Source organism: Bacillus timonensis (assembly GCF_004799755.1).
In the GTDB taxonomy this organism is placed as follows: domain Bacteria; phylum Bacillota; class Bacilli; order Bacillales; family Bacillaceae_L; genus Ferdinandcohnia; species Ferdinandcohnia timonensis_A.
Map to the genome: position 1 here is coordinate 1 of NZ_SLUB01000056.1, position 24233 is coordinate 24233.

The 24233-nt window shown below is 36.7% G+C and carries 25 protein-coding genes, 1 tRNA gene and 1 rRNA gene; 15 read left to right on the forward strand and 12 right to left on the reverse strand.

Translation table 11 applies throughout. The features are described 5' to 3' along the window. Nucleotides 1-705 precede the first annotated feature (705 nt). The 3 genes from yugI (at nt 706) to E1I69_RS20220 (ending at nt 3916) form a co-directional block, all read left to right on the forward strand. Nucleotides 706-1095: a S1 domain-containing post-transcriptional regulator GSP13 gene (yugI, locus tag E1I69_RS20210; RefSeq protein ID WP_136381357.1), complete on the forward strand. Its 390-nt coding sequence runs from the start codon at nt 706-708 to the stop codon at nt 1093-1095. Between the two features lie 136 nt (nt 1096-1231). Beyond that, complete coding sequence (locus E1I69_RS20215; RefSeq protein ID WP_136381358.1) at nt 1232-2395, forward strand: iron-containing alcohol dehydrogenase; 1164 nt, start codon at nt 1232-1234, stop codon at nt 2393-2395. Nucleotides 2396-2569: 174 nt separating this feature from the next. Further along, nucleotides 2570-3916, forward strand: a complete 1347-nt coding sequence (locus E1I69_RS20220; protein WP_136381359.1) for a glucose-6-phosphate isomerase — start codon at nt 2570-2572, stop codon at nt 3914-3916. Between the two features lie 36 nt (nt 3917-3952). Here the strand turns inward: E1I69_RS20220 and E1I69_RS20225 are convergent, their stop codons facing one another. Together E1I69_RS20225 and E1I69_RS20230 are read right to left on the reverse strand one after the other, a co-directional pair. Continuing rightward, nucleotides 3953-4945, reverse strand: coding sequence for a potassium channel family protein (locus E1I69_RS20225; protein ID WP_136381360.1), 993 nt, complete (start codon nt 4943-4945; stop codon nt 3953-3955). A gap of 39 nt (nt 4946-4984) precedes the next feature. After that, complete coding sequence (locus E1I69_RS20230) at nt 4985-5233, reverse strand: atypical membrane-integrating protein (Mistic protein) (RefSeq protein WP_136381361.1); 249 nt, start codon at nt 5231-5233, stop codon at nt 4985-4987. Nucleotides 5234-5321: 88 nt separating this feature from the next. Here E1I69_RS20230 and E1I69_RS20235 point away from each other — a divergent pair, with 88 nt between their 5' ends. The 3 genes from E1I69_RS20235 (at nt 5322) to E1I69_RS20245 (ending at nt 6971) form a co-directional block, all read left to right on the forward strand. Then, a complete protein-coding gene (locus E1I69_RS20235) occupies nt 5322-5537 on the forward strand; it encodes an H-type small acid-soluble spore protein (protein WP_431731895.1) in 216 nt (71 codons plus the stop codon). 466 nt (nt 5538-6003) lie between these two features. Further along, complete coding sequence (locus E1I69_RS20240; protein WP_136381362.1) at nt 6004-6162, forward strand: DUF2639 domain-containing protein; 159 nt, start codon at nt 6004-6006, stop codon at nt 6160-6162. Nucleotides 6163-6260: 98 nt separating this feature from the next. Next, entirely contained in the window at nt 6261-6971 is a 711-nt protein-coding gene (locus E1I69_RS20245) for a CBS domain-containing protein (protein WP_136381363.1), read from the forward strand. Between the two features lie 52 nt (nt 6972-7023). On the opposite strand, the gene E1I69_RS20250 is transcribed toward E1I69_RS20245, so the two are convergent. Beyond that, nucleotides 7024-7395, reverse strand: a complete 372-nt coding sequence (locus E1I69_RS20250; protein WP_136381364.1) for a hypothetical protein — start codon at nt 7393-7395, stop codon at nt 7024-7026. 219 nt (nt 7396-7614) lie between these two features. On the opposite strand from E1I69_RS20250, the gene E1I69_RS20255 reads away from it, so the two are divergent. Further along, nucleotides 7615-8583 carry a hypothetical protein gene (locus E1I69_RS20255; protein WP_136381365.1) on the forward strand — a complete coding sequence of 323 codons (969 nt, stop codon included), beginning with the start codon at nt 7615-7617 and terminating at the stop codon, nt 8581-8583. A gap of 91 nt (nt 8584-8674) precedes the next feature. Here the strand turns inward: E1I69_RS20255 and E1I69_RS20260 are convergent, their stop codons facing one another. The 3 genes from E1I69_RS20260 to E1I69_RS20270 all read right to left on the reverse strand — a co-directional run bounded on the left by E1I69_RS20260 (nt 8675) and on the right by E1I69_RS20270 (nt 11052). Next, the gene (locus E1I69_RS20260) at nt 8675-9355 is read right to left on the reverse strand and encodes an SIMPL domain-containing protein (protein WP_161974947.1); all 681 of its coding nucleotides are present in this window, start codon (nt 9353-9355) and stop codon (nt 8675-8677) included. Nucleotides 9356-9449: 94 nt separating this feature from the next. Continuing rightward, on the reverse strand, nt 9450-10217 hold the full coding sequence (locus tag E1I69_RS20265; protein ID WP_136381367.1) for a CPBP family intramembrane glutamic endopeptidase: 768 nt from the start codon (nt 10215-10217) through the stop codon (nt 9450-9452). Between the two features lie 106 nt (nt 10218-10323). Then, the gene (locus E1I69_RS20270) at nt 10324-11052 is read right to left on the reverse strand and encodes a glucosaminidase domain-containing protein (RefSeq protein ID WP_136381368.1); all 729 of its coding nucleotides are present in this window, start codon (nt 11050-11052) and stop codon (nt 10324-10326) included. 273 nt (nt 11053-11325) lie between these two features. Between E1I69_RS20270 and E1I69_RS20275 the strand changes: the two genes are divergently transcribed. The 3 genes from E1I69_RS20275 to E1I69_RS20285 all read left to right on the forward strand — a co-directional run bounded on the left by E1I69_RS20275 (nt 11326) and on the right by E1I69_RS20285 (nt 13383). Then, on the forward strand, nt 11326-11826 hold the full coding sequence (locus tag E1I69_RS20275) for a hypothetical protein (protein WP_431731896.1): 501 nt from the start codon (nt 11326-11328) through the stop codon (nt 11824-11826). 133 nt (nt 11827-11959) lie between these two features. After that, nucleotides 11960-12694 (forward strand): NUDIX domain-containing protein, encoded by a 735-nt coding sequence (locus E1I69_RS20280; protein WP_136381370.1) that lies wholly within the window; start codon nt 11960-11962, stop codon nt 12692-12694. Nucleotides 12695-12768: 74 nt separating this feature from the next. Continuing rightward, nucleotides 12769-13383 carry a YitT family protein gene (locus tag E1I69_RS20285; RefSeq protein ID WP_136381371.1) on the forward strand — a complete coding sequence of 205 codons (615 nt, stop codon included), beginning with the start codon at nt 12769-12771 and terminating at the stop codon, nt 13381-13383. Between the two features lie 20 nt (nt 13384-13403). On the opposite strand, the gene E1I69_RS24490 is transcribed toward E1I69_RS20285, so the two are convergent. From E1I69_RS24490 to E1I69_RS20295, 3 genes are all read right to left on the reverse strand, one after another. Beyond that, complete coding sequence (locus E1I69_RS24490; protein WP_154670424.1) at nt 13404-13550, reverse strand: hypothetical protein; 147 nt, start codon at nt 13548-13550, stop codon at nt 13404-13406. A 68-nt stretch (nt 13551-13618) separates the two neighbouring features. Then, nucleotides 13619-15103: an aldehyde dehydrogenase family protein gene (locus E1I69_RS20290; protein WP_136381372.1), complete on the reverse strand. Its 1485-nt coding sequence runs from the start codon at nt 15101-15103 to the stop codon at nt 13619-13621. A 283-nt stretch (nt 15104-15386) separates the two neighbouring features. Beyond that, nucleotides 15387-15458: transfer RNA gene (locus E1I69_RS20295), tRNA-Ala, on the reverse strand. 187 nt (nt 15459-15645) lie between these two features. On the opposite strand from E1I69_RS20295, the gene plsY reads away from it, so the two are divergent. The 4 genes from plsY to E1I69_RS20315 all read left to right on the forward strand — a co-directional run bounded on the left by plsY (nt 15646) and on the right by E1I69_RS20315 (nt 20916). Next, nucleotides 15646-16218: a glycerol-3-phosphate 1-O-acyltransferase PlsY gene (gene plsY / locus E1I69_RS20300; RefSeq protein ID WP_136381373.1), complete on the forward strand. Its 573-nt coding sequence runs from the start codon at nt 15646-15648 to the stop codon at nt 16216-16218. A 16-nt stretch (nt 16219-16234) separates the two neighbouring features. After that, a complete protein-coding gene (locus E1I69_RS20305) occupies nt 16235-17833 on the forward strand; it encodes an aminotransferase class V-fold PLP-dependent enzyme (RefSeq protein ID WP_136381374.1) in 1599 nt (532 codons plus the stop codon). A 189-nt stretch (nt 17834-18022) separates the two neighbouring features. Then, nucleotides 18023-19921, forward strand: coding sequence for a beta-propeller domain-containing protein (locus E1I69_RS20310; RefSeq protein ID WP_136381375.1), 1899 nt, complete (start codon nt 18023-18025; stop codon nt 19919-19921). Between the two features lie 83 nt (nt 19922-20004). Further along, complete coding sequence (locus E1I69_RS20315; RefSeq protein WP_136381376.1) at nt 20005-20916, forward strand: DMT family transporter; 912 nt, start codon at nt 20005-20007, stop codon at nt 20914-20916. A gap of 40 nt (nt 20917-20956) precedes the next feature. Here E1I69_RS20315 and E1I69_RS20320 read toward each other — a convergent pair whose 3' ends face one another. The 3 genes from E1I69_RS20320 to E1I69_RS20330 form a co-directional block, all read right to left on the reverse strand. Next, nucleotides 20957-21913: a processed acidic surface protein gene (locus E1I69_RS20320; protein WP_136381377.1), complete on the reverse strand. Its 957-nt coding sequence runs from the start codon at nt 21911-21913 to the stop codon at nt 20957-20959. 161 nt (nt 21914-22074) lie between these two features. Beyond that, the gene (locus E1I69_RS20325) at nt 22075-22689 is read right to left on the reverse strand and encodes a hypothetical protein (RefSeq protein WP_136381378.1); all 615 of its coding nucleotides are present in this window, start codon (nt 22687-22689) and stop codon (nt 22075-22077) included. Further along, nucleotides 22667-23212 (reverse strand): RNA polymerase sigma factor, encoded by a 546-nt coding sequence (locus E1I69_RS20330; protein WP_136381379.1) that lies wholly within the window; start codon nt 23210-23212, stop codon nt 22667-22669. Before E1I69_RS20330 ends, E1I69_RS20325 begins: the two co-directional genes overlap by 23 nt. A gap of 850 nt (nt 23213-24062) precedes the next feature. On the opposite strand from E1I69_RS20330, the gene E1I69_RS20335 reads away from it, so the two are divergent. Beyond that, nucleotides 24063-24233 (forward strand): 16S ribosomal RNA (locus tag E1I69_RS20335); the annotation flags it as partial.

Here is a 24233-nt window from a genome sequence, read left to right on the forward strand (position 1 = left end):
GTAACTTCATTTTACTAAAAAGGATGATTTTTTTGTGCGTTTTTTTAAAAAATTTTGGTGTAAAGACTACTGAATCTTGTAACCTTGTTGATTGGAGCGGAAGGTACGAGACTCCTGCGGGCAAAGCGTGGCCAGGGGAGACCCCGCAGGAGCTTGCGACGAGGAGGCTCCGGGACCGCCCGCGGAAAGCGAGTACCTGCAGCGGAAATCAACAACCTAGTTTTAGTTGACCCAATAAATATAAAAAATGAGGGGCTGTCCTCAAAAGTCACTTTTCAATGACTTTTTGGACAGCCCCAACATACAAAAGGGGGAATACTAGAAAGCCTTTGAAACTAGTTTACCCCTACATCTCCTTTTTTAAACAACTACAAAATCTTCTCTTGACAATGATAATTATTTCCTACTTCATAATTTCAATCCATAATGGCAACTCTAATGAATGTAAAAAGAAACATTTTTGAATTTCTGACCATTTTGTGTTATAATTTTTTATTGCGTATATAAAAGTGTGAAGTTCAATAAGGAGGGTGAAAAAGGACGGAGTATTTCAAGGTGGCTTAGTTTAGAGTACCAGCGTATCCGGATAATACGTGAAGAACTCAATTAGCAAGCCAACTCAGAAATTCGACACGTCATTTTTGACCAAGTTTTTGAACATCCTCTAAAAATGTGAATAAATTAAAGTTTTAGGAGTTGGGTAGCATGGCAGAAAAATTTGAAGTTGGTAGTGTTGTTAAAGGTAAAATTACCGGAATACAACCTTATGGTGCATTTGTTGCATTAGATGAAAATACACAAGGTTTGGTTCATATTTCAGAAGTAACTCATGGCTTCGTTAAAGATATTAATGAGCATGTTAAAGTTGGTGACGAAGTAGAAGTTAAGATTTTGTCAATTGATGAAGCAGCAGGCAAAATTGGACTATCTATTCGTGCAACTCAAGAGGCGCCAGAAAAGCCAGTAGCGCAAAGAACGGCTAAGCCGAAAAAACGTCCGGCACAAGCACAACAAGCTAGTTCTGATTCACAACAAGGTTTCAACACGTTAAAGGATAAGCTTGAAGAGTGGATTGAACAATCTAATTTTAACTAATAACAACAATGAGAGAAGAGACGATTATTGAAATTGTCTCTTTTTTTACATGCACTTGACTGAAAATGTCAAATCTATAAGAGACTATTTACAAAACAGAGTGATATGGCATAATTTTTTACTGGAGGCGAGTATAATGGAAAACTTTACATACTATAACCCAACGAAGCTTATATTCGGAAAAGGACAGGTCCAGGAGTTGAAGAACGAAATTCCACAATACGGCAAAAAGGTGTTGCTTGTTTACGGTGGGGGAAGCATTAAAAGAAATGGCTTATATGACCAAGTAATTGCTCTTCTAGCAGAAATTGGAGCAGAAGTTCACGAACTTCCAGGAGTTGAACCAAATCCTCGTTTATCAACAGTCCGAAAAGGCATTGATATATGCCGTCAGGAAGGAATTGAATTTATTCTTGCAGTTGGTGGCGGCAGTGTCATTGATTGTACGAAAGCAATTGCAGCTGGAGCAAAATACGATGGAGACGTATGGGATTTCATGTCTCGTAAAGCAGTAGCGACTGATGCTCTTCCATTAGGAACCGTGTTGACAATTGCTGCGACTGGTTCAGAAATGAATTCAGGCTCTGTTATTACAAATTGGGAAACCAATGAAAAATACGGATGGGGAAGTCCAGCGGTATTTCCTAAGTTCTCTATTTTAGATCCGGTGAATACTTTTTCATTACCAAAAGATCAAACTGTCTATGGCATGGTGGATATGATGTCACATGTGTTAGAACATTATTTCCATCACGTTCCAAATACATTAACACAGGATCAGTGGTGTGAATCCATTCTACGCACGGTGATTGAAACAGCACCAAAGTTAATCAATGACCTTCAAAACTATGATCACAGAGCAACCATTATGCTTAATGGGACACTTGCTTTAAACAAGATGTTAAACATGGGATATAACGGAGATTGGGCAACACACAATATTGAGCATGCAGTATCTGCTGTATATGATATTCCACATGGTGGTGGTCTTGCGATTATATTCCCAAATTGGATGAAGCATGTACTAGATGAAAATGTAGGTCGCTTCAAACAATTAGCCGTTCGTGTATTTAATGTCGATACAGAAGGAAAAACGGATCGAGAAGTGGCTCTAGAAGGTATCGAAAAACTAAGAGAATTCTGGAGCAGCATCGGAGCACCGTCAAAACTTGCTGACTACGGCATTGGTGAAGAAAATCTTGAACTAATGGCTGAAAAAACAGTTGTTTACGGAGAATTTGGCCGCTTTAAAGTACTTAATAAACAAGATTCCCTTGAAATTTTACGGGCATCTCTATAATTGCAAAAAAAACATTCCTATATTCGAACAAAAAGGCTCATACTACCTGTGTGAGCTATTTTTTTTGAAAAATTTATTTGGTCACGCTTACACTAAGTCAGTAGTATTGATTTTGCGGAAAAGTTTGGGTACAGTGAAAGAGACTTTGAAAATACAAGGGTGGAGGTATAACAAATGACACATGTTCGTTTTGATTATTCAAAAGCTTTAACTTTTTTTGGAGAACATGAAATTACATATCTGCGTGATGCGGTCAAGGTCGCTCACCATTCCATACATGAAAAAACAGGAGCAGGTAGCGATTTCTTAGGATGGGTAGACCTTCCTTCTGAATATGATAAAGAAGAGTTTTCACGCATTCAAAAGAGTGCTGAGAAAATCAAATCAGATTCTGATATCTTACTTGTTATTGGAATTGGTGGCTCTTACCTAGGAGCAAAAGCGGCAATTGATTGGTTAAACCACTCCTTCTATAATGCATTACCAAAAGAGCAACGAAAAACACCACAAATCGTATTTGTTGGAAATAACATTAGCTCAACGTATATGAAAGACCTAATGGATTTACTAGAAGGAAAAGATTATTCAATCAACGTTATTTCTAAATCTGGTACAACAACTGAACCAGCCCTAGCATTCCGTATCTTTAGAAAAATGTTAATTGAAAAATACGGAAAAGAAGAAGCACGTGGCCGTATTTTTGCAACTACAGATAAAGCTCGTGGCGCATTGAAAACATTAGCAACTGAAGAAGGCTATGAATCATTCGTCATTCCAGATGATGTGGGTGGCCGTTATTCTGTGTTAACTGCTGTTGGTTTACTCCCAATTGCGGTTACTGGTGCGAATATCGAAGAGATGATGAAGGGTGCACAAGCAGCAAGTGTTGATTTCTCTAAATCAGAGCTTGAAGAAAACCCTGCTTACCAATATGCTGCAGTCCGTAATGCTCTTTACAACAAAGGAAAAACAATTGAAATGCTTATCAACTATGAGCCAGGTCTTCAATATTTCTCTGAATGGTGGAAGCAATTATTCGGTGAGAGTGAAGGGAAAGACCAAAAGGGGATTTACCCATCATCTGCCAACTTCTCAACAGATCTTCATTCTCTTGGACAATATGTACAAGAAGGTCGTCGTGATTTGTTTGAAACTGTGATTAACATTGAAAAATCTCGTCATGAACTGATTGTAGAGGCAGAAGAGAACGATCTTGACGGATTAAATTACCTAGCTGGTAAATCCGTTGATTTTGTAAATAAGAAAGCATTTGAAGGTACAATGCTTGCGCATACTGACGGTGGCGTACCAAATCTAATTGTTCATGTACCAGAAATGGACGAGTATTCATTTGGATATCTTGTGTATTTCTTTGAAAAAGCATGTGCAATGAGCGGCTATTTACTCGGTGTCAATCCATTCGACCAACCTGGTGTTGAAGCATACAAAGTCAATATGTTTGCATTACTAGGTAAGCCTGGATACGAAGAGAAGAAGGCTGAACTAGAAAAACGACTATAACATTATAAAAAGGGATTCCCGTGTGTGGAATCCCTTTTAGCTTTTTAAAATCAAGATTTGATCGTTTTTCCGTATTTCAAGAGATAGTGGAGGGTTAATGGTTATTCCTTCGTTCCGCTTTATCCCAATTAAAATTTTACCTTCTTTTAATAAGGTCTCACTCGCCTTTTGGAAGGTCATCCCAATTAAATCAAAGGTAGCATCCAAGAACTGCAATTTTACCCCTTTTAAATCCACTAACATTGAGAGTAATGCATCAGATACTCCGTGTGATAAGAGGCTATTCACCATGACTAAACTCGAAATTCGATTCGTTTGGATAATTTCGTCAGCCCCGCCACGCTTTGCATTTTGGATCTGGTGTGTAGTAAGGATTTCGACAATCGTATATACAGTGGGATTTAGTCCTTTTATAGCCAATAACGTAAGGATTGTAATCATGTCAGCGTGTACTTCATCTTTACCTTGGTCAGCTGTCACAAGGACCATTTCTGCATCTTGAATATTTGCTTGTTTTAATGTCTCATCACGGGTTGGATCTCCTTTAATAAAATGAAAATGATTGCCTGGCATCGGGTTTTTTTCTAATGAATCATCAATTAACAGAATTTCAAGGATTGATCCAGGAGTTTTAAGTAGTGAAATGGTTTCTCGTACACGCTCATTCCAACCGATGATGATAATATGTTTTTTACCATGAAATCCGGAAGTTCCTTCAAGATAAGCATTTTGTGTAACGAAGGTTGAAGTCGAAATGGCAGCAAAATATCTTGTTACAATCCCAGCACCGATAAAGATAAGTAACATACCTACTATTCTTCCAAAGAAGGAGGTTGGCGCATAATCTCCGTATCCAACCGTTGCTGCGGTCACGATTGCCCACCAAACCCCATCAAAAACAGTTGGGAAGTTCTCGGGTTCGATTAAGTGGATGATGGCGCCAAAAATGATGATGACCAATAAGACAATCCCGATTAGCTTTGCAATCAAAAAGCGCTTAAAAAAAGAAGACAAAATACTGGATATCAACTAAATGACCCCTTTCGAAAAGATGATGTTTTGATGTTTTTATTTTTTTTCATCTTTTGGGAGGAAAGCAAATATCTCTTTAATAATCGTATTAATTCTTCGAGTAATTTCTTCATCTCCAAAGGTTTGTTTTGCCTTTTCGATGGCATTTATGACTTCTTCATCAAATTGGATTAGGGGTTTATCTTCTTCTGCTTCGTTGTAAAGCTGAATGACAACATCTAAACCTTCATTTAATTTATCAATGGAATCACTCAGTGCTTTTTTCTCATTTTCATTAAGCTTCATACCTACACTCCTCTACCTTCATGCTTTCCTTTTAGTGTGTTCAAATCCTTACTAATTTTTGCATAAAATTCCTATGGAGTCGGAAACTATGGGAAGGAAAGAAATTACAAATGGAGTGAGAAAGATGGATATTCGGAGAGCAAAGCAAATATTATCTTCTTCAAATGAAGTAACTGTTCATTATCAAGGAACCTCGGTATGGATCGACAGCTGCGATGAACAAGGGAATATGTGCACAGTACATCTAAGAGGTCAGGAGCATGAAAAAAATATCGTTCCAGTAGCCGAATTAGAAGAATTGTAAAAGCAAAAGCTCCCATTTTAATGCAGGGGAGCTTTTTTAATCCCAAAAACCACTAATAAATTTGGCGAAAATATCAGAACTGAAGTAAAAGAAGGAGCATAGGAAAAAAACGATTACAAATCCAGTTAGCACCCAACTAATTGTCTCCTTTTTCACGTAGGTCACCTCATTTCCTTATTATTTGTAATATGTAACGTTTCATACAAAGGAAAAGGTCCCTAGGAAATCCTAGGGACCTTTTACGATATATAAATAATAGGGGAGACGTGAAAAAAACGCCTCTAATTATGAGAGAGTAATTAGAGGCAAGAGAGAAATGAAAACTTCATACAATTAGACGCGTAATTTCAAAATAGGTTACACATTTATTTTAATTTTTTCATAGAATCGATTCATTCTATGAGTCATTCTTTTTCAGTTACTAGCATACATTTAGGACAAGCGAAAAAAAGAGGGGGAATGGAATATGGCTTACCCGGGATCAAAGGGTTGGTATGTTAAACAACTAAAAGAAAAAGGTATTCATCAACATCCAGTTGAACGTAAAAAACTAGAAACTTACAAAACCTATATTCTAAGGCAATTGTATTTTGATCTTGTTGTGGATAAAGAAGCAAAAAAATAATAATGAAAAAACAGCCATTTGGCTGTTTTTTTATACAATTTACCTCCAACTCTACTCATTAATAAAATATAATAATAGAAGAGTAGGAGGGTTATAAAGTGGAAACTGTTGAAATAGATTTATCAGAACGCTTTGAGATTGCTTTTAATCGAATTCATAAAGCGTTAAGTAAGATGGTTAGGAATGTGCAAGGGAATATTTTCAGTCAATTAGTTGCACATGGTGCAAAAAGGCATGCTATTATCCGTTCGTATAAGGATGAGCTTTTTCAGTTTGCTAAGCTTCGAAATGCGATTGTTCATGAAAAATTACGTGCTGATTTCTATATTGCAGAGCCGCACGAAGATGTGGTCCAAAGAATCGAAGAAATTGCAGAACTTTTGGAAAAGCCAGTTACAGCCTTGTCTATTTCGAGTAATCCAGTTGTCTATTTTAATTATCATTCTTCAATTAGAGACGTAATCCTTGCGATTCACAACAATCCGTATACAAAGTTTCCGGTTTATAAAGAAGGCTCATGTATTGGAATTCTGACCTCCGGGGCTATTCTAAGATGGATGGCTGAGAATCTATCACAAGATAGTATCAATTTAACAGATATTCGGGTAAGTGATGTAATCTCTTATGAAACAAAGCATCTAATCGATTTTGTAGATGAAAATAAAGATATCTTTGCTGTTGAAGAACTGTTTGAAAAACGTCATGCACATGGAAAAAAACTTGAAGCTATTATCATCACGGAAAACGGACAAATCAATGAAAAACCATTAGGTATCATTACATCCTGGGATTTAATTGAAATTGATTAATTGGCATTGAATAAAATACAAGTTCGCGAATATGGGCTGAAAGGAAACTAGATTACTCTTTAGGCAGCCATCTATAATACAATATAGAGCCACTTTCTGTTTCAGCCAAAATTATGAGTGGGGTTATTCCTTCTTTTGCATCAGCTGTATTATACAAAGTAGTTCCTTTAGGCAATTTTGTTGCGGAGAAATTCCGCATTAACAGGGGAGACTTTGAGTTTCTTTTAATTTCCCCAATTCTTTTTCCTTTCGGATAGCTACTTTTTTCTTTTTCAAACCAATCAAGTTCCGTAATATTGGAATAAATACGGCCCTCATATTTGAGGGTATCTTGATCTGTATTTAAATAACCACTACTAATAATCATAATTCCCCCTGCTAATAACAAGAAAATAAAAAGTGAGACCATGACAATTTTCTTCATTCTAAACCTCCATAGTATAAGGGATAGGCACAAAAAATTTTACCTCTAATTTCGCTATATGGTTAATTAATCTCTAAATTCTCCTTCAATTTCAATAAACCTGCATTTCCCGAAAATTATATTTGTAAATTTAGAAAGTATGGTTTTTGTCAGTCAGTCTCATAATCGTTTAAGATGTATAATGAGTTGTAATAGCTGTACACTGTCAGGAGGATTAAAATGAAGAATGTGTTTCTTCAATGCGTTGAAGGTAGTGTGTTTAAAACATATGAGTATTTAAAAAATCTTGAGTATAAAACAGAAGAGCAATTGAAGATGGAAGAGGAATATGATAACCGCTTTTTTAAGGGAAATCCGAATTTTAAAATCTACCACGAAGATCCGTGGGTTGAAAATATAATGAATACATATCGTAATTATTTTGTTGTTGTTTTGACAAATAAGAAAGAACGCTCTGTTGCAGAGACGGATTTATTAAACCAGTTAAATCGTCTTTTGCCTCTTGATCTTAGAGGGGCTGACATGAAATCAACTGAAGAAAACATAAAAGGTATTTTTAATGAAAAGGGCTTTGGTTTTAAAGGTGGGAAAGTTACACCACATTATGGTCCTTTTATTTGGAAAACAACGAACATTAGGCGATATTCTGTTGACCTTCCTGATACGACACAAGAGGTTCAAGTATGTTTTTTGGATGACTTTCTGATGCTAAGTTGGTTACACTTTGCCACTTTTGGAGAGGTATATGCTGGTGGTTGGGCAGAAAAAGACGCGCTGTACTGTATCTTTCCCAATTATCGTGACAAATTAGAAACTGACGTTTTTCGGGTATCATTCCTTAAACACGAGGCACAACATTATAGCGATTATATACAATTTCCTAAATTACATGGAAAAGACTTAGAGTACCGTGCAAAGCTTGTGGAGCTTATTTACTACTCTAGCTTTGAAGTCTTTGAGAAGTTCCTGGTTCAAGCTGTAAATAACGTTAACCCACATAACTATTCGGCATTTATTATTATCGAACGGTTTTCTAAACACTTTTTTAATAAAATCGCAGAAAGACAGGTAGAAAAGTGGACTTCAATAAACTATGAAGATATACAAGATTTTGCAAAGGTATTGTTTAAAGAGCATACAGCTCAGCTTATTTCAAAAGATGCACAAATAGTTGAAGGGGTTATTTAGGAACAAACCCAAGCAGAATAATTGATGAAATTCATTGGTGAGAATCCTTAAATGAGATAAAGGCAGGATTACCTGCCTATTTGCCAAAAAACTAAAATGTATAAGTAAAAGTCGCTTCAATCCTAGCCGTAATCGTTAGCTCTCCGGGCTGAATAGGTGTAGCGGCTTCACTTTTTGCGAACATCGCCGTTTGGAATGGGATTGGTGGAGATTGTTGTGATTGTTCCTGAATATGAAGCGGGATTACTTGTAGCTGAACCCCTAATTCATTAGCGATTGTACGTGCTTTGCCCTGAGCATCCTTAATAGCATTTTCCAACGCTTTTGCGTAATAAACCTGAGGATTCGAGACTGTAAATTGAATACTAGTAACAGTGTTAGCTCCGTTTTGAACTGCCGTATCAACTATGCTACCGGTTGCTTGAATATCTACATCTGAAATTTGCAGCATGTGTATAACCTTATAGCCTTTCAGAGTCTGCTTTGAGTTTTCGTAATCATACAGGATTTCAATCCGAAAATCGACTGTTTTGATATGTTCATTGGGGATACCTGCCGCTAAGAGGGATTGAATGACTTTATTCGTGATTTGACTATTTTCATTTTGAGCAGCCGAAACCGTACTACTTTCTGTAATTACACCTAATGTGATTGTTGAAGAAGTAGGTGTAGCTGTGACAATTCCTTCCCCATTGACCTTCAATTTATGTTGATTTCCATACTTATTTCTAATTTGCTGCGAACGCATCATCCAAGGCTCATAATAATACATCGTGGTTCTCCTTCCACTATCTTTTTTGTATTGTATTAGTTTTGTCATAATAGGTGTGTCAAACAAATTAAAAAAACCCACGAAACCTCGTGAGCTACTTTTCCATTCTTTTTCTAAATGTCGGACCGAAAATGACATGTAAAAAAATATCGCCAGTAAAGTGAGCAATCATTGCCATTTCGATTCCATATTTCCAATATAAATACCCAAATAGGATACCTGGGATTGCATTTAATAAAACTGTACGCCACACGACAAGATTTGATTTTCCGAAAAGTCCAAAGGCAGCTGGTAAATGTCCAACCCCGAATAAAAGAGCGGCAAACAGAATCCCGATCCAATAGGAAGCATTCCCTATACCCAAAAGGCTAGATGATACATAAACTACTCCCGTCATTATGAATAAGCGGGTTAAAACTTCCTCTGAAATACCTCCATAAAATGAAGCTAATAACGCCTGAAATCTAGAAGGCTCATCCATATCAACCTTGGGCATTCTTTTCATAAATAAAAAGTCTAAACCTATGATAACAATTGAAACAATGGCACCGACAAGCACGCTCAATAGAATCGTCCATGAAATGGAATAAGGCACATCAGTACCATTTAACCATTGATCAATTAACCACCAATGTAAATCAACCTTTGGTGCCAACCAGGTCCCAATAAATGCTGACACTCCCAAAAGTATAACACTTTGTAGAATACTAATTAGAATCAGCACAGGAGTGGGAGGAATCTTTTTGGTTGGATTCTTTTTAGCTTCTTCTTCAATCTTCCCTTTCAGCATTTTAAATTGATACGGCATAACGGCGATTGCCCCAATCGAAGCGGCTATCCAAAAAATGAAAAACTCTGTCATTGTTAACACCCTCATTCACATTTATATTCTGCAGATAATACGAATGAGATGATAAGAAAGTTCACTTTTAAATACAAAATAAAAAGGCGCCATAGTGGCACCTTCGTTAGGCTTGTTCAGCTTTTACATCGTTCATGATGGATACTATATTTTTTACCCAGTGATTATTTAAACCAGTGGCATCATTTGCTGCTTGACTTGGAGCATAAACGGTTTGGATTTCACCAATTGTTTCATTCCCATTTTTTACATAATATTGCTTTAAATAGATCGCCTTAAAGCGAATACTATCCTCAATTGATAAAAACTTTTGCCAATTGGTTCCGCCTTCTACTAATTGTTCGCAACCAGGGTTTGGATAATCTTCGCCGAAGATATTTGCGTAAATATCAGGCATACAAGTAATCCCCCCAATATTATTCCATGGGGAACTTGCTATATCCGAATTCCCCCAACCAGTTTCCTGTGCGGCTAATGCAGCCAAAAAGATAGGATCAATATCATGCTCTTCGCCTGATTTTACAAAGTCTGTTCCAAGACCTTTTAAATTCCCCTTTAAATGCTTGTCCAGTTCAGGACCAGAAATGGTATTTTCCTGTTCCACATTATAATTTTTCGAAGCCATTTGAACGGGTTTGCTTTCAACAGGTTGAGTTTGTTGTTCTTGATGATCTATTTTTTCTTTCTTTATTTCTTGTACTGGATTGTTTTTCTTTTCAATTGTTTCCGCATTTGAATGATGCATCGTAGCAAAAATGCTAGTACCCATAATAAATAGAACCCCAATTAAATAGAGAAAAGCTGGTTTCTTTTTTGTAAGAGTTGAGATTTTCAAAGTATCCTACCTCCTTCATAAGACCTTTTTCCTACTAGAAACCTAGCCTAACATAATAAAATGACAGCAATGTTACAAAGTTGTTATGGACAGTTAATAAAAATATGACAGTACCTCTCGATTTGCAAATTTGTTAGGAGTCTAGTATAATCGGAAACTGTATGTTTACTGTAAGATGCGTAAACATTTTCTATTTCTGTCATATAAATGGAAATAAATTACTTTTTGCAAAAAAAATGAAAGGTGTTTGTGATGTATTTTCAAAGTTTGCTAATGAAAGAGGATCTGAACAAGAGCCCGTCAGAGGTCAAACAGGATTTAGAGGAATTGCAGTTCCAGCTTTATCGTATGCAGGATAACATGAAAGAAATTTCAAAAAAACATCAAATCATCGGTATTGACCAATCGAAAGATGAAAAATGGGTAATCGTCTCAGCCTTTGATGATGGAAACCAATGCCAAATCATGGTGAATGATTGTGATTCAGCCTATCGAGGTAAATGGGACTTTTCACTTCATGCTCAGTACAAGGATGAGGATAATGCGATCCATATCGGTGACATTAAAGGACCTGCAAACCAAGGATATGGTTCAATCTGCATGAACCATTTAAAGGAGATCGCACGTGAACAAAACATTCCTGTCATTAAAGGTGATATAGCACAAAGAGACTGGGATCACGTAGACCGCCTCGTTTATTTTTATGAAAAACACGATTTCGAAGTTGAAATCGATCCTCAAACAAAATCGGGTGAAATCATTTGGAAAGACTAATCAAAATAAAAAAGGTCTGCTTACCATTATAATAGGGTAAAGCAGGCCTTTTTATTTTGGGAAAATATCCCGTCCAAACATATTAAAACCCTTCGCGTATGATACATTATCTACGTCGAAAGGGATGAATTGTATGTTTTATAAAAGAATCACATACCGGGTTAAACCTAATCAAGCTTCTCAATGTGCTCACTTTTTAAATGATCACTTTATCCCAATCCACATAAAGAATGGAGCCAAACTAATTGGACAATGGCAAAATGAATCCAATGAGGAAATATTGTCGATTTGGGAGTATCCAAATATGGACGAGTATTTGAAGATTGAAAAGAGGGTTCAAAAGGAAAAAGTAGGAGAAGAATTTCAAAAAACGTACTTGGAGTGTAAGGAGGATTTCTTATCTCCAACAGGTACTTACGAATCACCAAAGCATACGGTTAGTGTCAGTGGTTTTATAACAAATCAAAATCAAGAAACATTATTGGTTAAGACCTACTGGCGATCCGATACCTGGGAGCTACCTGGGGGAGCTGTTGATGAAGGGGAGACATTAGACAAGGCACTTTGTAGGGAAGTTCTTGAAGAAACGGGAATTCAAATAACACTTCATGGTGTAACAGGTATTTATTCAAATGGAAGCACAGTTTCAATTGTCTTTCGTGGTGAGTCTGTAGGTGGAAATCTCACAACCTCCACGGAGACAAAGGAAGTAGCTTTTGTGAAATTAGATGAATCAAATATGAATGAATATATTAAAAGGCCAAAGTTTAAACCACGTGTTCTGGATGCACTAATAGGAGATTATGCGCCATATGAAGCGTTTAAAGTGAGGCCGTATGAGTTACTCGCAAGATATGATGGAGAATAAAATACTGTTTTACTTAGAAAAGTAATGGTACCATTGTGATAGAATCGCAAGGATATGACTAGGAGCTAGATTTCATGAAAATAATGAACAAAGGTTTAATACTTGGAATTGCAGCAATGATTCAAGGATTCGCAATGGCAACTTTTCTATTTCCGCATTTTATTCCAACAGGAGGAGCGGCGAGTGTTGCAGTTTTGTTCAATTATGTAGCGGGTATTCCTTTTGATCGTACACTCTGGGTGCTAAATGCTGGCCTTTTATTTGCAGCAATTAAGTGGCTTGGAAAGGGAACTGCCATTTGGACATTGTATTGTGTCACAGTTACAGCAATCACAATTCGACTCCTTACTCCATTCATCATAGAGCCTGTTTCGAATGTAGTTGTTGATTTACTTGTTGGCTCTGTTATTTTTGGAGTGGGAATAGGGATTTTATTTCGCATGGGAGCCTCTTCAGGCGGAATGGATATATTAGCGTTAATTATTTCAAAACTTAAAGGATATTCACCAGGAAAAACGTTGTTTGCGATTAATGGAACGATTTTGTTAACAACTGGAATCGTAGTAGATTGGAAAATCATTATTTTTGCGCTGGTAAGTCAATTTATTAGCTCAAGGATCATCGATCTAATAAATAAGGTCAATTTGCCGACACCACAAGCCCAAAAACAAAATTCGACTACTTTTTAAACGATAAAGGCGAGAACCATCTACAGGTTCTCGCCTTCTTTCTTTCTATGTCTAGCTTCAGCGCCTAGCCCCTCGAGGTCACAAGCCAATCCATCAAGAAGGTCAAAGAGCGACCTTCTCGCTGTCTCGTCTTGTGCTTGTCGGACTTGCACATGATGTGCTGACATCGACGTTTGCCACAGGACGTGGCGGTACTTAGTCGATGTTCCACTTCAAGGCGCTTGCGCTTTTCTTATTAATTCATCGCAACCCAAACACTCTTTACTTCTGTGTAGTTGTTTAAGGCATAGGATCCCATTTCACGACCAATACCTGATTGCTTGTATCCACCGAACGGAGAAGCTGCGTCAAATGCATTATAGCAGTTCACCCATACAGTTCCCGCACGTAAATTATTTGCAATATAATGTGCTTTTCCTACATCTTGCGTCCACACACCTGCAGCAAGACCATATTCCGAATTGTTTGCACGAGCAATTAGTTCATCAAGGTCATCATATGGCATGGCCGAAATAACAGGACCAAAGATTTCCTCTTTCGCGATTGTCATTTCATCTTTTACGTTTGCGAAGATTGTTGGAGACACGAAATAGCCTTCTTCGTATGGTTTTTGACCACCCACTACTAGTTCTGCCCCTTCGTTAAGTCCTTTTTCAATATATCCTAAAACGCGATTTTGTTGTTCAATCGAAACAAGTGGTCCAATTTCAGTATCAGCGTGAAGACCAGCCCCTTGTTTAATCTTTTCAGCATGGCTTGCCATGTCCGCAACAACATTATCAAATTGTTTCTTTTGTATAAAGACACGTGAACCAGCACAGCACACCTGACCTTGGTTAAACATAACCCCATTTAATGCACCAGGAATGGCTTTTGAAAGATCAGCATCCGGTAAAATAATATTTGGCGATTTTCCACCTAATTCTAATGTCACCCGTTTTAATGTTTTGGAGGCTCTTTCCATAATGCTTTTTCCAACTTCTGTTGAACCTGTGAACGCAATCTTATCAACCAATGGATGATCTACTAGTGGTTGACCTGCTGTTTCACCAAAGCCAGGAACGATATTCACAACACCTGCTGGGAATCCAGCCTCTTCCATTAGTTCAGCTAAATATAATGCAGAGAGAGGTGTTTGTTCTGCTGGCTTTAATACAACTGTACAACCAGTTGCAAGAGCTGCCCCAAGCTTCCACATTGCCATTAATAGTGGGAAGTTCCATGGAATGATTTGTCCCACAACACCAACAGCTTCATGGCGAGTATAGTTAAAGAATGGTCCATTTACAGGGATTGTTTGTCCTACGATTTTTGTTGACCATCCTGCATAGTAACGCATATGTTCAATTGCTAGAGGAATATCTGCATTTGACGTTTCACGAATCGGTTTACCATTATCCAATGTTTCCAATTGTGCTAGCTCATCTTTATGTAGCTCCATCAAATCTGCCAGTTTATACATGATACGGCTTCTTTGGGCTGCAGTCATTTTTTGCCAAGGACCTTCATCAAAAGCTTTTCGGGCTGCTTTTACAGCACGATCAATATCCTCTGGACCTGCTTCACTTACAGTTGCCAATACCTCACCTGTCGCAGGATTATAGGATTCGAAAGTTTTCCCAGAAGCACTTTCAACAAATTCTCCATTGATATAAAGCTTCTTTGTCCCGTTTAAAAATGACTCAACCTTTTCTCGTAATGCAAAAATTAATTGGCTCATTTTTTTCCTCCTTTTTTTTATAAAACTAGTAATACAGGCGATGTGGAAACGCCTACAATACTATGGTAACATTTTGAAACTAGTAATCAACCAACTTTTAACAAAAGATTCCGACTATTTACGACAACCTTTTTCGACATAAATATTGCACCGTTTTTTCCCCCTAGTAGATAACGTTTTGTTTAGTGTATGTAATTTATTTTAAAATAAATGGTCTCAAAGGATATGCTGCACATACAAGAAAAAAGCCACCCTAGTTGAACTAGAAGTGACTTTTATTTAGTGGAGTTGATGGGAATCGAACCCACGACCCCTTGCCTGCCAGGCAAATGCTCTCCCCCTGAGCTACAACCCCGTATGAAAGTAACCAAATTATATCATGAGCCTTTTTAATAGACAATCATTTTACATCCTTTTTGCATGAGTATACCCCAATGTTCATATATTTATAGTAAAAAAGGATTAAGGCAGTACAATATTTTAAATGTTAACAGACTGAAAAAATGGTAAAATTTGATTAAACCTAAAATGGTGGTGAACTCGTGATTTTTTTATATGTACTAGCCTCATATTTTGTTGGAAATATGATGTCTGCCTATGTAGTAATGAAGTTTATGAAAGGTGAAGATATCCGAAAACTCGGAAGTGGAAATGTTGGAGCTAGAAATGCTGGTAGATTACTAGGAAAGAAAGGATTTCTGCTTACAGCCTTAGGTGATGTGTTAAAAGGGGTGCTTGTTGTTTTGGGTGCTAAATACCTCGGATTTTCCTTTGAATTTCAGATTCTATCTCTGATCGCTGTTGTCGTCGGACATATTTGGCCGATTACGCTTAAATTTAAAGGTGGAAAAGGAATTGCCACAGCTGCGGGTGGCCTCGTTGTATTAGCATATCAGCCATTTCTAGTGTTTGGTGGAATCTTTCTCCTTTTATTAGCATTTTCGAGAAGTTTCACGCTAGCAGGGATGACCGCCTTTTTTACGATTCCATTTATTTATTGGTTTATGGATTATTCCCTCCTTGAATGTGTCCTGATTTTTATTGTAATCGCTTTTTTACTATTTGCACACCGAGATAATTTAAAAGAAAGACTAGGGAAAGAAAAAATTAAATAAGTGGAGTGATCCCATCATGACATTTGTCTATAAAATTGCTCGGACAAAACTGGAGTTTGATCAAATTCATCGTTTAAACTATAAAACCTTTGTTGAAGAAATTCCTCAGCATGATAAAAATGAAGAAAAAATGTTAGTGGATAAATTTCATGATCAAAATACATATTTAATCTGTGTAAAAGATTCGAAAGTGGTTGGAATGATTGCTGTAAGAGCCAACAGACCGTTCTCCCTTGATTATAAGTTACCTAATCTTGATGAACAATTACCAGTAAAACCGAATAAACCTTGTGAAATTCGATTACTATCAGTTGAAGAAGAATATCGTAGTAATGGAAGGATCTTTTTTGGGCTGGCCCAGCTAATGTCCAATTATTGCTTAAAAGAAGGCTATGATGTAGCGTTGATTTCTGGAACAACCAGACAAGAAAAATTGTATCGACAGCTAGGATTTATGCCATTTGCTTCTTTAACTGGAACTGCGGAAGCGTCGTTTTGGCCCATGTATTTAACGAAACAAACTTTTGATGAGTCGTTGGCTGGAAGAATTCTAAAGGAACCGGTTAGCTTTTTGCCTGGTCCCATTAAAATTCATGAAAATGTGAATGCGGCACTTAAGCAAGAGCCCATTTCACATCGTTCAAATGAATTTTTATTACAAATGAGGTCTGTGAGAGAGAAACTTCGTAGTATGACAAACTCAAAGCATGTGGAAATATTAGTAGGCTCGGGGACTCTTGCGAATGATGTAATTGCTGCTCAGCTTGGTGTTATCGGTGGAAAAGGCTTAATCTTAAATAATGGGGAGTTCGGTTCAAGGCTCATTGACCATGCCAATCGAGCGGGATTAGCTTTTAAAAAGATAGAAAAAGTTTGGGGGGCACCTATCACTGAAACAGAGATTAAAGAAGAACTTGAAACGGGTAATTATACTTGGCTTTGGGCTGTTCATAGTGAAACTTCCACGGGAATGCTTACAAACTTCCAGAATTTAAAGGAAATCTGTCTTTCCAACAAGGTGAAACTCTGTCTTGATTGTATCAGTACGGTCGGAGCAGTTAAACTGGATTTGGAGGATGTCTATTTTGCATCGGGAGTGAGTGGAAAAGCAATTGGTGGATATACGGGATTATCATTAGTCTTCCATAATCATGAAGTCACAGCAAACCCGTCCATTCCAAAATATCTTGATCTCGGAATGTATGTAAATCACGACAGTATTCCTTATTCACATTCCTCTAACATGATTGAAGCTTTAAATGAAGCACTTCGAAAATACGAAAATGATGATTATTATCACAAAATTAAAGCAAGATACAAGATGATTCGTGAGTATATTGAAGGTCTTGGTCTGCAGGTATTAACACCGCCTGAATATTCATCACCCGCAATTATGACGATTCTTTTGCCAGAACATGTATCTTCAAAGGATTTTGGAGATGATATGGCACTACAAGGATATTATCTTCATTATGAAAGTAGCTATTTACAAGAAAAGAAATGGATTCAAATCTCGTGTTTAAGCAACCATGAAGATAAGCAAATTGTAAAAATGCTGCGTACATTTGAACTATTATTAAACCAATATGCAATTGCTGGCGAGCCTTCTATATAGAGGGCTTATCTTTATTAGTCTAGATACAGCGCCTATCTACTCGAGGTCATAAGCCAATCCGTCAAAAAAGATAAAGAGCATCCTTCTCGCCGGCTTTTCTTATGCTTGTCGGGGCTTAGCAAGGCGCTTCCGTTTTTCTTTGTAACATTTCTTACCAGTATTCGTCTAAGTGGAAAAGGGGTGAAATGAATGAAGAAAAGATGGATTTTTTATGTAGCTTCGGTCATTGTGATAACTGCTATGACAGCTATCTTTACTACTTCAAAGCCGGCGGTTGTAAGCCAAATGGATACAGAGATACAACCAGTTACTAAAGAAAAGCTAACAGAAATATTCCAGGATGCCATTAAAGAAGAAAAACGTAATCGAAGGTTTAGTTTTTTCGGGAGAGATACTGCACAACAGGAAATGTCAATGTCAACAGAATCTGCTGCAGCCGATAGTGCGGCAAAAGGTGAAAACGAGCATTCGGAGACGAATACTCAGGTTCTAGGTGTCGATGAAGCAGATATCGTAAAAACGGATGGAGAACATATTTATCAAATCATCGATGGGAAACTAAATATCATTAAAGTTGCACCTGCACAAAAAATGCAATTACTCACAACCATACCATACTCTCACTCATTTTCACCGAACCAAATGTTCTTGTATGAAAACAAACTAGTTGTGATTGGTTACTCATTTCATGATAGTACGCCGGATAAAAAACAAAATCAACGTTCAATGATCTATCCGCCTAGATATTTTGAAGCAACAACAGCGATTGTTTATGATATTAAGGACCCCAAAAATCCTGAGGAAATCCGAAGGGTAGAAGTTGAAGGGAACCATGTGACCTCACGGAGAATTGATAACTTTGTTTATTTGGTTGCTAACCACTACCCGAATTATTGGATTATGGAAGAAACCAAAGAAGAGGATATTGACCTAAGACCTAGTTTCTCTGATTCAGCAACTAGTGTGGAGAGTACTTTGGTGCCCTATGAGAAAATTCAATATATTCCTGGTTCAAAAGAGACTAACTTTACGCTGATTGCGGCTTTTGACTTGGATGATCCTAAAAAAGAAGTTTCCATTACCTCCTATTTAGGTAGTGGGAATCAAATGTATATGTCAAAAGAGAACATCTATATTGCGGTTGCAAATTATTATGCGATTCCATTTAGGGAGGGTGGTTCAGATTCCCCAAATACAAATGTCTACAAATTTTCAGTGGAAGGGGACAAAGTCGAATTCCATAGTTCAACTGAAGTACCGGGAACCATTTTAAATCAATTTTCCATGGACGAATTCAATGGAACCTTCCGAGTAGCGACAACGAAAGGGGATACATGGAATACTATTAAACCATCTTCAAACAATTTATATATTTATGATGAGAATTTAGAGCAAATTGGATCATTAAGTGATTTAGCACGAGGAGAGCGAATCTATTCAACGCGGTTCATGGGTGAACGTATATACATCGTCACCTTCAAACAAGTGGATCCGTTGTTTGTCATTGATGCTAGTAATCCAAAAGCACCAAAAGTACTTGGAGAACTTAAAATCCCGGGCTTTAGCAACTACCTTCATCCATTTGACGAAAACCATGTGATTGGCTTTGGACAAGACACAAAGGTTGTTGCTGATAATAAAACAAGTAATAGTGAGCCTATGGTTTATACAGATGGTCTTAAAATTTCGTTATTTGATATTCGTGATGTAAATAACCCAAAGGAGAAGATTACTGAAGTCATTGGTGGGCGCGGGACATATTCCCCATTAAATTATGACCATAAAGCCCTTTTATTTAATAAGGAAAAAGGAATTTTTGCCTTTCCGATCACTGTTTATCAAAATTTAGAAGGGAAAATGTATGAGCAAAAATTTGAATTTCAGGGTGCGTATGTTTACGATATCCATTTGGAAGGAATTGATTTGAAAGCAAAATTATCACACGATACAGGACTATATGAAACGTGGGAGGGAGAGATACAACGTCTGCTTACAATCGGTGACACACTGTATGCCATCTCACCGACTTTGATTTCTGCCTATGACATAAAAAATTATCAGCAAACGGGTGAGGTTTCCTTACGATAAAAAAGGGTAGAATTTTCTTCTATCCTTTTTATGTATTTATCTTATATACTATATAAGATTATATTTGAAATGAAGGGACTAACATGAATCAACCAAAAATAAATCCATACTTCGTGTTGGCAATTGGTGTCGTTGCAGTATCGACATCGGCCATTTTTGTGAAATTAGCAAATGCACCCGCACCGGTCATTGCTTTCTATCGGCTGTTTTTTACAGTCCTACTAATGCTTCCTGTTTTTTTATGGAAATATCGAAAAGAACTACGGGTCATTACAAAAAGAGATTGGCTTTTTTCCACAATCTCAGGTGTTTTTCTAGCTCTCCATTTTATCCTTTGGTTTGAATCGCTTAACTACACATCCGTAACAAGTTCAACTGTATTAGTAACGATGCAGCCTGTTTTTGCTTTCATCGGAACTTATTTTTTGTTTAAAGAAAAAATAAGTGTAGGAGCCTTACTTAGTACTTGTTTGGCTTTAGGTGGAAGTATCATCATTAGTTGGGGTGACTTCCGTATTAGTGGGAGTGCATTATTCGGTGACTTCTTAGCCATTATTTCGTGTGTGATGGTTACAGCCTATCTTCTTTTTGGGCAAACTGTTCGTAAACGATTAACACTTGTTACATATACATTTGTTGTGTATAGCATAAGTACGATCACTTTGTTCTTATATGTAGTGATTTTTAACTATCCACTAGGAGGATACGCTGGTCAAGATTGGATGTACTTTTTACTTTTAGCAATCGTCCCAACTTTACTTGGTCATAACCTTTTCAATTGGTCATTAAAATGGGTGAGCACGTCAACCATTTCGGTTAGTATTCTATTTGAACCTGTAGGAGCAGCTATTCTAGCCTATTTTATACTTTCAGAAAAAATCATCCAAACTCAGATTATTGGTGGAGTCATTATTGTGATTGGGATTTGGCTGTACTCCTTAGGCCAACGAAAGAAAAAACAAAGGGTAACTGTATCAGAACAAAGTGTTGGATAAAAAAGCAAAGCCAAGTCTATCAACGTAGACCTGGCTTTTTTTAAGCATATTTTCGAGTCACTAATACAGCACCGATACCAAGGAATATAAACAATGTCCCTATTAATAGAAGGTTCGAAAATGGACTAGCAGTAATGGGAAGTTTATTTCCCTGAACCTTAATACTCATTTCCGTAGCAAGTGTAGCGACCGTTAGAAGTTTTTCACCGCGTTCGATGATAAAATCAGTAGCTAGCATTTCCTCAGAAACCTTTAAATCGAGCAGGTATTCATCATTAGCGCGATATAGTTCAACAAGCAGTTCCGCCCCATCAAGTGAGTTCATTTCAAGTAGCTTATTATAAGTAATAGCTTCCCGAACGCCATCCTTTAATAGATAGTATCTTGGTTGGAGCTCAAAAACTTCAATCATGTTATCATACATTACAAGAAGCTCTTTTTGCTGCTCAGATGATAATTCTTCTGAATTATTATAGGAAAAGTACTGCTCTAAATTAGAGCTGATTGATCTCATTTTCTCTTCAAGATTTATATCATTTAGGCTTAAAAAATGAAGAAATAAACCATCAATCTCGTCTTCTGTAAGCCCAACCTCAGAAAGCATCCGCTCAGCTTCAACCAATACCTCGGCGTGATTTAGATAGAAATCAACTGTTGTGTCAAGATCTTTAATGAATAAATAATCTTCTACTGACTCCCCAAAACCGCCCAAGATATGATGTAATTCATCTTCATTTAGATTATGTTTTGTTAAAAGAGTCTGAATGGTCTCATTGTTAACAGGCTCACCTAAATAGGAAACCAGCTCATTTACATTTTCAAAATCCTTTAAAGACAAATCATAAACTGCCAGGTAATTCTCAAGATCATCTTCAGTTAAACCGGTCTGTGTTGTATATTTCTTTAAATCCTCTGTGGTAACCTCCGCAAACACATCAACAGACAAATACGCAAGCTGGAATAAAAAAAGTACCCCAACTAGTATAAACTTCTTCATTCCTCTTCCTCCAAGCCATTATATTCATAGGTGTAGTATTTTCAACTTTTACCAAATAATGCATGTAAAGGAGGAAAATAATGAATTACTAAAATACGAGGGATATGTTAGTACAATTCATACAAAAATGTATGAAGGTCGTGAAATGTTTCATTGTAGGTCTAGTTAATTCGAAATGTCTTTGCTATTTCGTGAATAATCTTTAAGTCTGCTTGGAAATCCGAACCTCCGAAATAGCCGGGGGTATTTGCGTGAAAATACAAATCATAGATGACCTCTTGATCATGGGGTTGAATGAAATAATGGACAGTTTGAATGGCGTACATTTGTTTAACATGGAAAAGGACTCGTTGAGTAGGTTCATGAAAATCTTCCAACACATCATCCTCAAATATACCTGACTGAGACAAAAGTTGCTGTTTTGTTTCATTGTTGATAGTCTTTACTCCACCAACCTCTGTCCCGTTTTTTAGAAAAACATGTGAATTCCCTTGTTCCTCTATAATAATTTCATTTGGAAGATCGATTATAAATGATGAGACGTGATCTGCATGTAAGAGCTCCTTTTTAAAAATGGAATAATAAGAGTATGTTCCAATCCCAAATACAAGTAATAAAATAACCACACCTGATAGGAATGGCATAATGAATCTGCTAGAAGAAAAACTGTTCTCTTTCTTAGCTTTCCTTGTTCTGATCTGATGAACTATACGGGTTCTCTGTGCATGATTTAATTGAAATTTTGGAAATGATTTATTTGGGTAAGTATTCTTCATAGTCTTTTTCCTCTCCTTCGTTGATAGAGTTAAGATTTTTCTGTAAAGCTTTAATAGCACGATGGTAAGTCAATGAAACTTTTTTAGTAGACCAGCCTAAAACGGAAGCTGTTTCTTCAACACTTAGTTCTAAAATTAATCTTGATACAAGAACATCTTTATAAGATTGTTTTAAGCGAATGATTGTATCGTGTATATCAGAAAGAACTTCGTCTAAAAGGAGAGTTCTCTCCGGATTAGATGGATCAGTTTGAATATGTCTATTTCCAAATAGGTCAAAAGCTTGAAATTTAATCAGTCCCTTTCGACGATTTTTATCAATTACTAAATTCCTTGCAATCGCAAGTAACCATGTCTTAGGGTTCGACCGTTCCTCAAAGGTAGGGAATGATCGGATCGCCTTCAAAAATACCTCCTGAACATAATCATCAACGTCAATTGACCCAGTGTAGTAAATAAGGAAGCTATAAACATCATCCCCATACTCATAAAACCATTTCTCAATTTGACTAACCTGTGTCAAGCGCCGTACCCCCTTTGTACTTCCCTTTATATAAATAGACGATTAAGACATCAATTTCTTTCACATTAAAGTAAAAAAGTTTTAAAAAAATAAAAAACTGACAACCATTAATGGATTGTCAGTACTGTAATAGGAATATCACTTTAATAAAATGAACTAGCAAAGAAACTAAAAACGAAGGCCATAACAATAGACGAAACAAAGGTAATGAAAGTACTTCCTTCAATTCTTCCTTCATTATTACTTATTCTTAAACCCTCTATATAAACGAATGAAAATAAAAATAAACACATTGCTAATGATAAAAACATGCCAACGGCTTGCAGAAACTCAAAAAACAAGACTTTTCCCCCTTCCAAATTTCTTTTAATAAAATATATGAGTAAATCTAGCAAATATGATTAAAATAATAGAGACATTTCTTGAAAAATATTATATTGATTAAAATATTTCATAAGGAAACTATTTCTTGTATAATAATCTTATCTCTTAAAAGCTGAATTAATAGAGAGAGATATTATTTTTTTGTTTCTTAATTTTTTTAAAAAAAGGTCTTGTAAAAGGACATAAGAGATGTTATATTAAATCTTGTCGCCAAAACAAGTGACATGTTTAATGAGTGAGAAACAAAAACTTTTTTACAAAAAGTATTTGACACTCTAAAGTGAAAATGTTATATTAGAAAAGTCGCTTATGGGCGACGAACTAAAAAGTTCTTTGAAAACTGAACACAATACAAGCGTCAACGTTAATTCTAAGTAACAAACTTATTGAGCAAGATCTTTGCTTCTTGAAATGCTTCTTCGTATTTTGTGAAAAGTATCGAAGGTATTTTAAGCAATCAATACTCTTATTGGAGAGTTTGATCCTGGCTCAGGATGAACGCTGGCGGCGTGCCTAATACATGCAAGTCGAGCGAACCTGAGGGAGCTTGCTCCCAAAGGTTAGCGGCGGACGGGTGAGTAACACGTGGGCAACCTGCCTGTAAGACTGGGATAACTTCGGGAAACCGGAGCTAATA